Source organism: Kitasatospora sp. NPDC057542 (assembly GCF_042801945.1).
In the GTDB taxonomy this organism is placed as follows: domain Bacteria; phylum Actinomycetota; class Actinomycetes; order Streptomycetales; family Streptomycetaceae; genus Kitasatospora.
Map to the genome: position 1 here is coordinate 1 of NZ_JBHVFE010000397.1, position 8442 is coordinate 8442.

9 protein-coding genes are annotated in these 8442 nt (G+C 74.1%); 3 read left to right on the plus strand and 6 right to left on the minus strand.

Annotated features, from left to right (window positions below):
- Nucleotides 1-38: 38 nt before the first annotated feature.
- Nucleotides 39-437, minus strand: a complete 399-nt coding sequence (locus ACFU7Y_RS34090; RefSeq protein ID WP_224281466.1) for a hypothetical protein — start codon at nt 435-437, stop codon at nt 39-41.
- Between the two features lie 152 nt (nt 438-589).
- Nucleotides 590-1306 (minus strand): chitinase, encoded by a 717-nt coding sequence (locus ACFU7Y_RS34095; protein ID WP_224281465.1) that lies wholly within the window; start codon nt 1304-1306, stop codon nt 590-592.
- A 240-nt stretch (nt 1307-1546) separates the two neighbouring features.
- Between ACFU7Y_RS34095 and ACFU7Y_RS34100 the strand changes: the two genes are divergently transcribed.
- On the plus strand, nt 1547-3472 hold the full coding sequence (locus ACFU7Y_RS34100; RefSeq protein ID WP_380770685.1) for a hypothetical protein: 1926 nt from the start codon (nt 1547-1549) through the stop codon (nt 3470-3472).
- A gap of 21 nt (nt 3473-3493) precedes the next feature.
- On the opposite strand, the gene ACFU7Y_RS34105 is transcribed toward ACFU7Y_RS34100, so the two are convergent.
- Both ACFU7Y_RS34105 and ACFU7Y_RS34110 read right to left on the minus strand, forming a co-directional pair.
- Nucleotides 3494-3715 carry a DUF6011 domain-containing protein gene (locus ACFU7Y_RS34105; RefSeq protein ID WP_224281462.1) on the minus strand — a complete coding sequence of 74 codons (222 nt, stop codon included), beginning with the start codon at nt 3713-3715 and terminating at the stop codon, nt 3494-3496.
- Nucleotides 3716-3978: 263 nt separating this feature from the next.
- On the minus strand, nt 3979-4380 hold the full coding sequence (locus ACFU7Y_RS34110; protein WP_224281461.1) for a helix-turn-helix domain-containing protein: 402 nt from the start codon (nt 4378-4380) through the stop codon (nt 3979-3981).
- Between the two features lie 102 nt (nt 4381-4482).
- On the opposite strand from ACFU7Y_RS34110, the gene ACFU7Y_RS34115 reads away from it, so the two are divergent.
- Nucleotides 4483-5334: an SDR family oxidoreductase gene (locus ACFU7Y_RS34115; protein ID WP_380770686.1), complete on the plus strand. Its 852-nt coding sequence runs from the start codon at nt 4483-4485 to the stop codon at nt 5332-5334.
- A gap of 167 nt (nt 5335-5501) precedes the next feature.
- Complete coding sequence (rarD, locus tag ACFU7Y_RS34120) at nt 5502-6482, plus strand: EamA family transporter RarD (protein ID WP_380770687.1); 981 nt, start codon at nt 5502-5504, stop codon at nt 6480-6482.
- Here the strand turns inward: rarD and ACFU7Y_RS34125 are convergent.
- Together ACFU7Y_RS34125 and ACFU7Y_RS34130 are read right to left on the minus strand one after the other, a co-directional pair.
- Entirely contained in the window at nt 6472-7383 is a 912-nt protein-coding gene (locus ACFU7Y_RS34125) for an ABC transporter permease (RefSeq protein ID WP_224282906.1), read from the minus strand. The genes rarD and ACFU7Y_RS34125 overlap by 11 nt on opposite strands.
- On the minus strand, nt 7370-8442 hold a 1073-nt coding region (locus ACFU7Y_RS34130), incomplete at its 5' end, for an ABC transporter ATP-binding protein (RefSeq protein ID WP_380770688.1). The genes ACFU7Y_RS34125 and ACFU7Y_RS34130, both read right to left, overlap by 14 nt.

The window sequence follows — 8442 nt, forward strand, 5'->3', positions numbered from 1 at the left end:
GCCCGGCCGACTTCCCGCTCCGCGACGGCCCGGAGGCGTCAGGCGGTCAGCTCGGGGCTCCACGTGACGCCCACGTTCCCGCCCCAGTTGACGATGAGCTGGGTCTGGTAGACGTGGCCCGGGGTGGGGTTGGGGACCTGCGTGCCGACGTAGTGGGACCAGCCGAGCCCGCAGCCTGCCATCGTGTCCCACCGGTAGCCGGTGCTCCGGTCGTACAGGACCAGGTCGACCGTGCAGTTGGAGTTCGCGAAGTTGGTGTACGCGTCGGCGACCAGGGTGCTCCCGTTGACGCTGATGCACGCCTGCTGAGTGCTGCCGTTGCAGCCGCCGCCCGACGCCGCGAACGCGTTGCCCGCGCCGCCGACGGTGAACGTGCCGGCCAGTGCGGCGGTTGCCAGGGCCAGTGTCGACGCCCGTGCGATCCGCTTCGTGATCATTTTCAGCTCCTCGGAGGGGGCCGGCCCCGGTGGCCGGCAGGTGATCACGATCGGGGCGGGGTGTGGACAACCGGTCGACGGGTGATCGACGTTCGATGAACGCGGTGGTCAGGCGCACCGGGACTCCGCGCACCGAGCGGCCGAAGCGCCCGTCAGCAGGAGATGTTGCCGCCGCCCGTGTTGGTGCCCAGGGCACCGGCGAACTGCTTGAACAGGTTGATCCGGTCGTCACGCTGGTCCGGGTTCTTGCCGTCGCACTCCAGGGCACCGTTGATGGTGCGGATGGTCTCGCCGAAGCCCTTGTCGTTGACGATGGCGTCGTGCGAGGTCATCCGCCCGGCGCCGGTCTGGCTGTTCCAGAACCAGAGGGCGGTCTTCCAGGAGACAGCCGGGTCCTTCTCGGCCTTGTACGGGTCGTGCAGCAGGTCGATGTGCAGGGCGTCGCCGGCCGCCTTGTAGTTGAAGTTCCAGCTCAGCTGGAGCGGCCCGCGCCCGTAGTACGCGGACTGCCCGGCCGGACAGCCGTACGGCTGCGAAGCGTCGCAGTAGTGCGGGTAGTTGGCGGTGTTCTGCTCGACGACGTACCGCAGGCCGCCGGTCTCGTGGCTGACGTTGGCCAGGAAGGCCGCCGCCTCGCGCCTGCGGGTGGCGTCGTTGCCGGTGGTGGTGAAGTCCGGGTAGGCGCTCAGGGCGTCGACCAGGCCCTTGTAGGTGTAGAAGCCGTTCCGGTTCGGGAAGATCTGGTTGAACTGGGACTCGCTGACCACGAAGGAGCCGGCGGCGGAGGCCGGGGCGGTCTGGCCGGCGATGGCGAGGGTGCTCAGAACGGCGGCGGAGGCCGCCAGTGACAGGGTGCGCGAGAGCTTCATCGATGTCCTCGATTCCGGTGGCAGGGTTGGCACTTCGCTGGCGAAGAACCTCGGACATCGTGGTGGGCGCCGACCGCCGGCTGTGCCCCCTGGAGGTCTAAACCACCCGTACGAGTCGTATCCGATCGACGGGCTGGACGGCGGCCGCCTCCGGGGTGATCATGAGGCTGTCGGTCGCGCCGGATAGCCTCGTGCGGAGCGGGACGGAACAGGGCGAGGCCACCGGGGGAGCAGGGGCGAATGAGCGGTCGAAGCGGCGACGAGGACGACGAGCGCCTGGCGGCCGAGGGCGAGGTCGCGGTCGCCCGGCTGGCGATTCACTCCGGCGACCTGCGGCACGCCGCCGACCACCTCTGCGACGCGGTGCTCGCCGATCCCCAGCTGCCCGAACTGCACGAGGCGCTGGCCGAGTTGTGCGCGGCGGCGGGCGGCCCGGCGGCGGCCCGCGAGCTGTTCCCGCTGGACGGCCGGGTGTACCTCGGCACGGTGGCCTGCCGGGCCCACGTGGAGGCTGCCGCCGGGGACTGGGACACTGCCGTCGGCCTGCTCGCCTCCGCCGTCCAGTACGAGCCGGCCCGCCCCTGGGCGCACGCCGCCTGGCTCGCCCGCGAGGACCTGCCCGGCCTGGTCGACCCGGACGCCGTCGCCCAGGCGGTGGCCCGCGCGACCGGCGCGCTGCCCGACCCGCTCCCGGCCGAACCGGCCGACGCCGTAAGGCCGTTCCACGACTTCGTGCAGGCCGTGCTGGCCCGCCACGACGACCACGTGCTGCTGCTGGCGATGGCCTCCGGCCTGACCCGCCGGCTCGGCGACACCGCCCGCGCCGTCGAACTCGCCGAGCGGGCCCACCGGTTGGCCCCCGGCTACCTGCCCGCCGTGATGCTCGGCAACGCCCTGCGCTCGGCCGGCCGCCCGGAACGGGCGCTCGCAGTCTGGGAGGCCGAGCTGGCAAGGGTCGCACCTGATCGCGACGACTCCAGCAGCTACCTCGCCGTCGACGTCGCCGAGCTGTACGGCGCCCTCGGCCGCCCCGCCGAGGGCCTGCCCTGGCTGGACCGGGTGCTCGCCGCCGAGCCCGAGCACCCCAAGGCCGGCCCGGCCCGGTACGGGCTGCGCCACGCCCTCGACGGCGACCCGGCCCACCTGCTCGGCCTGGCCGACCACCACCGCGCCCACCCCGAGCACGAGTACGCCCAGGAGCTGCTGGAGCGGCTGAGCCACCGGGAGCCCTGGCTCGGCCTGGTCTCCGGCGCCACCGAGGCCACCGTCAACGTGCTGCACCAGGTGCTCGCCGCTTCCGACACCGACCGCGACACCGAGATCGACTGCACGGCCTCCACCGTGGAGCCGCCCAGCTCGGTGCTGGCCGTCCGGCTCGCGCTGCCGCGCTCCACCGTCGGCTACCAGGCCGTCGGCGAGCCCGACCCCCGGCTGCCGCTGACCGAGCCCACCACCCGGATCTGGGCCTGGGACGGCACCGACCCGCGCCCGGCCGTCGCCCCGCCCGCGCCGCAGAGCGCCGAACTCGTCCGCGCCACCGCCGAGATCTTCTGGCCCACCGTCCCTGCCGCCTACGACCACGCCGTCCGGCTGGCCGGGCTGCCGTTGGACGACCTGCTCGGCGTCCTGGTCCACCCGCCGATGCCGCGCGAGGACGAACTCGGCCGCGCCCTGCTCGCCCACCAGCCCGAACTCTGGGTGCGGGCCGTCCAGGTCTTCGCCTGCCTCGGCATCGCCCACCACCGCACCGACCAGCCCTGGGAGGGCTCCGAGCGCCGCCGCGTGCTGCGCGACCTGCTGCTCGGTCCGGAGGACTGGGTGGTCGAGGCGGCCGGCTTCGCGCTGGTCGCGATCGGCTGGACCCAGCCGCGGACCCGGGCCGACGTCGCCGCCCTGCTCCAGCAGCGACTGCACCACGGTGCTCGGGCCCGCCGCACCCGGGTGGTGACGATCCTCCGCTCGCTGTCCGCGCTGGTGCTCGCCGCGCCCTGGATGTCCGACGAGGACCGCGCGCTCGCCCGGCACCTGACGGCCCGGGAGGACGCCGCGGACGCCGGGGCGGATTCCGAACCGGAGACGGCGGGCCGACCGGGGACGGCGGAGGAGTCGGAGCCCGCGGGCGAGCCCCGCCCCGGCCGCCTGCGCCGCCTCTTCGGCAGAGGCTGAGGGCGGTCGCCCCGGGCCGTCCTACCCCACCCCGGGCAGCGGCTCCTGGTCGACGTCGAACCGTGCGACCCGCTCCGCCGGGTCCCGGCACTCCGGGCCCAGCCGCAGCATCCGCGACTCCGGGTCGTGCAGCGGCCGGTGGCAGCGGCGGCAGGTCACCCGCGGGCGGAGGGTCTGGGCGGTGTCCGTCCCGGGGAGCGGTTCGGGGCCGGTCGGACCGGGCGGGTTGGTCGGGCTGGTCATGGGGAGACGGTAGCCGTCCGCACCGTCAAGGCCCCCTGCCGGTGCGTGAAACGACGGGCCCATGGCCACCGACCGCAGCAGCGCAGGAGACCCGGCCCGCACCCTCGCCCTGCTCGGGGGGTTCACCGCCGACGAGCGCGCCGCCCGGAGCGCCACCCGGTCGCCGCGCGGGTCGGCGCCGCAGCCGGTGAGGCGCACAGCGGCGCGTACAGCCCGGACCACGCCCACGCCTTCGGCCCGGGTCCCGGACGGACTCGACGCCCTCATCGCAGGGCGGTAGCCCGCCCGTCGTACGCCTGGCGTGCCGCCTCGACCTCCGGCACCCGTCGCTCCGACCAGTGCGCCAGCGCCGCGACCAGCTCCGCCGCCTCCCGCCCCAGCGGGGTGAGGCTGTAGTCGACCCGCGGCGGGATCACCGGGTGCGCCTCACGCAGCACGAAGCCGTCCCGCTCCAGCGTCTGGAGGGTCTGGGCGAGCATCTTCTCGCTGACGCCGGTGACCTTGCGGCGCAGCTCGCTGAACCGGTAGCCGCGCTCGTTCAGCGCGCCCAGCACCAGCACGCCCCAACGGCTGGTGACGTGCTCCAGCACGCCCCGGGAGGGGCACATCCGGTCGAAGACGTCGGCGGGAGGCAGCCCGCCGGGCTTCAGCTCGCTTACCTTCATGTCAGTACCCTACTTTGAAGTGCGTACTTTCGAAAGGTTAGTGCCATCTCTAGGGTGAGTTTCGAGGTCAGAACCGCTTCACCACCCCCTGAGGAGCCCACCATGTACGTCGTCACCGGTGCCACCGGCCAGCTCGGCCGTCTCGTCGTCGAGGGCCTGCTGGCCGAGGTCCCCGCGAGCGAGGTGGCCGTCGCCGTCCGCTCCGCCGAGAAGGCCGCCGACCTGGCCGCACGCGGCGTGGCCGTCCGGGTCGTCGACTACGACAAGCCGCAGACCCTGGCCGGCGCCTTCGCCGAGGGCGACCGGGTGCTGCTGATCTCGGGCAGCGAGGTCGGCCGCCGGATCCCGCAGCACCGGGCCGTGGTGGAGGCTGCCAAGGCCGCCGGGGTCGCGCTGCTCGCCTACACCAGCGCGCCCGGCGCGGCCACCTTCCGGCTGGCCGACGAGCACAAGGCGACCGAGGAGCTGATCCTCGCCTCCGGTCTGCCGTACGCGTTCCTGCGCAACGGCTGGTACACCGAGAACTACCTGGGCGACGTGGCCGGCACGGTGGCGCGTGGCGTGGTGCTCGGCAGCGCCGGGGAGGGCCGGATCGCCACCGCCCCGCGCCGGGACTACGCGGACGCCGCGGTCGCGGTCCTGACCGCGAAGGACGACCGCGGGAGCGCGGTGTACGAGCTGAGCGGAGACGCCGCCTGGAGCCTGCCCGAGCTGGCCGCCGAGCTGACGCAGGCCTCCGGCCGACCGGTCGAGCACCGGGACGTCACCCCGGCCGAGCACCTGGACGCCCTGGTCGGTGCGGGCCTGCCGCAGGGCTTCGCCGAGGTCCTGGTGGACGTGGACGCGGGCATCGCGCGCGGCGAGCTGGCCGGCACCCCGGGCGATCTGGCCCGGCTGATCGGCCGTCCGACCGTCCCGCTGGCCGAGTCCGTCCGCGCGGCCCTGAACTCCTGAGCCGCCGGGGCCCCGGACTCCGGAACATCGCAGCTCCGGCCCCGGAGACGCCGGACGTGTCCGGCACTCAAGCAATGTCATGACCAAAATCCGAAAACGGAGATGACAGTCGCCCCTCCCGCCCGCTACCGTCGCCTCGACACACGCGCGCGGGAGGACACTCGGCCATGGCGGACACGGACCAGCAGGACAACGGCCGGGGACTCTGGTGCGGCGTCGCCGCCTACGGCATCTGGGGACTCTTCCCGCTGTTCTGGCCGCTGCTGGAACCGGGTGCCGCCGACGACATCCTGGCCAACCGGATGGTCTGGTCCCTGGTCGCGGTCGTCCTGCTGCTGATCGCCCAGCGGCACTGGGGCTGGATACGCCCGCTGCTGCGCCAGCCCCGCCGGCTCGCCATGCTGGCCGGTGCGGCCACCGTGATCTCGGTGAACTGGGGCGTCTACATCTGGGCCGTCAACGCCGGGCACGTGGTCGAGACCAGCCTCGGCTATTTCATCAACCCCCTGGTCACCATCGCCTTCGGCGTCCTGGTGCTCAAGGAGCGGCTGCGCAGCGCGCAGTGGACGGCGGTGGGCATCGGCGCGGCCGCCGTCGCCGTGCTGACCGTCGCGTACGGGCAGCTGCCCTGGATCGCGCTCACCCTGGCGCTCTCCTTCGCCACCTACGGACTGCTGAAGAAGCAGGTCGGGCTGAGCGGGCTGGAGAGCCTGGCGGCCGAGAGCGCCTTCATGTTCCCGTTCGCCCTCGGCTACCTGGTCTACCTGGAGGTCTCCGGGCGCGGCACCTTCGGGCACACCGTGGCCGGCTCGTACGGCTGGGGGCACTCGGGGCTGCTGATGCTCAGCGGGGTGATCACCGCGATCCCGCTGCTGTTCTTCGGCGCGGCCGCCGTCCGGGTGCCGCTGACCGTGCTCGGGCTGCTCCAGTACCTGGCGCCGGTGTTCCAGTTCCTGATCGGTGTCGCGGTGTTCCACGAGTCCATGCCGCCCGCCCGCTGGGCCGGCTTCGGCCTGGTCTGGGCCGCGCTCGCGGTGCTCACCTGGGACGCGCTGCGCCAGGTGCGGGCCGACCGCGCGGCGCGGGCCGCGGCCGTGCCGCAGCCCGCACCCGCGCAGGCGGCCGCCCGCGAGGCCGTCACGCGCTGATGTCCCGGCTGGTGAAGCGGGACCAGGCCGCCGAGCCGAACACGGCGACGTAGGCGGCCTGGAGGCCGAGGTCCTTCAGCACGCCGTCCCAGTACATCGGTGCCCGCAGCAGGTCCGCGAAGCTCGGCCAGTAGTGGGAGAACAGGAACGGGCTGATGGCGTGCAGCTGCGGGAAGGCGTCCATGATCTGGACGGTGATCACCAGCCCGACGGTGGCGGCCATCGCCGCGATGCCGCTGCCGGTGAGCGTGGAGACGAACAGCCCGATCGCCACCAGCCCGGCCAGCGAGGCCGCGACCACCAGGGCCACCAGCAGGGCGCGCAGCAGCGCGTCGCCGAGGCCGATGGTGTCCCCGGAGATGAGCGTGACCCGGCCGAGCGGGAAGAGCGCGGCGCCCGCGGCCAGTGCCGTCACCGCGACCGCCGCCGTGGCGGCCAGGCAGAACACCAGTCCGGCGGTGAACTTGGCGGCCAGCAGCCTGGTCCGCCCGGCCGGGGCGACCAGCAGGTAGCGCAGCGTCCCGGCGGCCGCCTCGCCCGCCACCGAGTCCCCGGCGACCACGCCCACCGTCATCGGCAGGAAGACCGGCAGGGCCACCGCGAGGGCGGTGAAGACCAGGAAGAGCCCGTTCTGCGTCGTCTGTGCGATGAAGCTCGGACCGCCTCCGCCCTCGTGCGGGCTGTCCGTGTTGAGCTTGATCACCACCCCGATCAGGATCGGCAGCGCCGCCAGGATGCCCAGCAGCACCTTGGTGCGCATCCGGCGGAAGGTCAGGTGCAGCTCGCTGCGGAACAGCGCCAGGAACCCGGCCGCCGTCTGCGGCCGCCGGCCGGTGCCGGTCGGCGGCGTCCCGGCCGGCGACGGCCTCTGCGCCTGCGACAGCGCCTCAGCCCGCGACATCGAAGCCCTCCCCGGTCAGCGCCACGAAGGCGTCCTCCAACGTGCCCCGCTCCAGCCCGAAGCCGTGCACCCGAACCCCGGCCTCGACCAGCGCCGCGCACAGCCTGGGCAGCGCCTCCTCGTCCAGGACGCCCGGTTCGCCGTCCACCCGGTCCTCGCCGGGCACCAGGGCGGTGACCCGGTGGGCCGCCAGCACCTCCGTGGCCTGCGCCACGTCCGGGGTGCGGACCACCAGCCGGCCCTGCGCCCGGGCGGCCAGCTCGGCGACGGTGCCCTGCACCACCAGCCGGCCCCGGGACATCACCGCGGCGTGGGTGCAGACCTGCTCGATCTCGTCCAGCAGGTGCGAGGAGAGGAACACCGTGGTGCCCTCCGCCGCGACCTCCCGGACCAGCGCCCGGATCTCCCGCATGCCCTGCGGGTCCAGCCCGTTGGTCGGCTCGTCCAGCACCAGCAGCTCGCGCGGCTGGAGCAGGGCGGAGGCCAGGCCCAGGCGCTGCTTCATGCCCAGCGAGTACGCGCGGGCCTTCTTGCCCGCCGCGGCGCTCAGGCCGACCCGCTCCAGCGCCGTGTCGACCCGCTGCCGGCGGGTGCGGGGGTCGGCGGTCGGGTCGGCGGCGTCGAAGCGCACCAGGTTGTCCCGTCCGGAGAGGAAGCCGTACAGGGCCGGGCCCTCGATCAGCGCACCCACCCGGGGCAGCACGGTGGCGACGGACTGCGGCATCGACTCGCCGAGGACGGTGGCCACGCCCGAGGTGGGGGCGATCAGGCCCATCAGCATGCGGATGGTGGTGGTCTTGCCGGAGCCGTTGGGGCCCAGGAACCCGAAGACGGAGCCGCGCGGCACGGCCAGGTCCAGGCCGTCCACGGCGAGTTGGCCGCTGCGGAAGCGCTTGGTCAGGCCGCGGGTCCGGATGACGTCGTCGGTGCCGGAACCGGGCGGGCCGGCGGCCTCACGCGGGGCGGCGTCACGGGAGGCGGCGTCGCGAGAGGCGGGGGAGGCGGGGGAGGCGGGGGAGGCGGGTGGAACGGGCGCGGGGTACGGGCGCTGTTCCGCGC

Excerpts from the sequence above, each read along its gene's own strand:
- rarD (WP_380770687.1), top strand. The coding sequence starts at position 5,502 with ATGGCGGACACGGACCAGCAGGACAACGGCCGGGGACTCTGGTGCGGC.
- ACFU7Y_RS34095 (WP_224281465.1), bottom strand. The coding sequence starts at position 1,306 with ATGAAGCTCTCGCGCACCCTGTCACTGGCGGCCTCCGCCGCCGTTCTG.
- ACFU7Y_RS34115 (WP_380770686.1), top strand. The coding sequence starts at position 4,483 with ATGTACGTCGTCACCGGTGCCACCGGCCAGCTCGGCCGTCTCGTCGTC.
- ACFU7Y_RS34090 (WP_224281466.1), bottom strand. The coding sequence starts at position 437 with ATGATCACGAAGCGGATCGCACGGGCGTCGACACTGGCCCTGGCAACC.
- ACFU7Y_RS34110 (WP_224281461.1), bottom strand. The coding sequence starts at position 4,380 with ATGAAGGTAAGCGAGCTGAAGCCCGGCGGGCTGCCTCCCGCCGACGTC.
- ACFU7Y_RS34100 (WP_380770685.1), top strand. The coding sequence starts at position 1,547 with ATGAGCGGTCGAAGCGGCGACGAGGACGACGAGCGCCTGGCGGCCGAG.
- ACFU7Y_RS34105 (WP_224281462.1), bottom strand. The coding sequence starts at position 3,715 with ATGACCAGCCCGACCAACCCGCCCGGTCCGACCGGCCCCGAACCGCTC.
- ACFU7Y_RS34125 (WP_224282906.1), bottom strand. The coding sequence starts at position 7,383 with ATGTCGCGGGCTGAGGCGCTGTCGCAGGCGCAGAGGCCGTCGCCGGCC.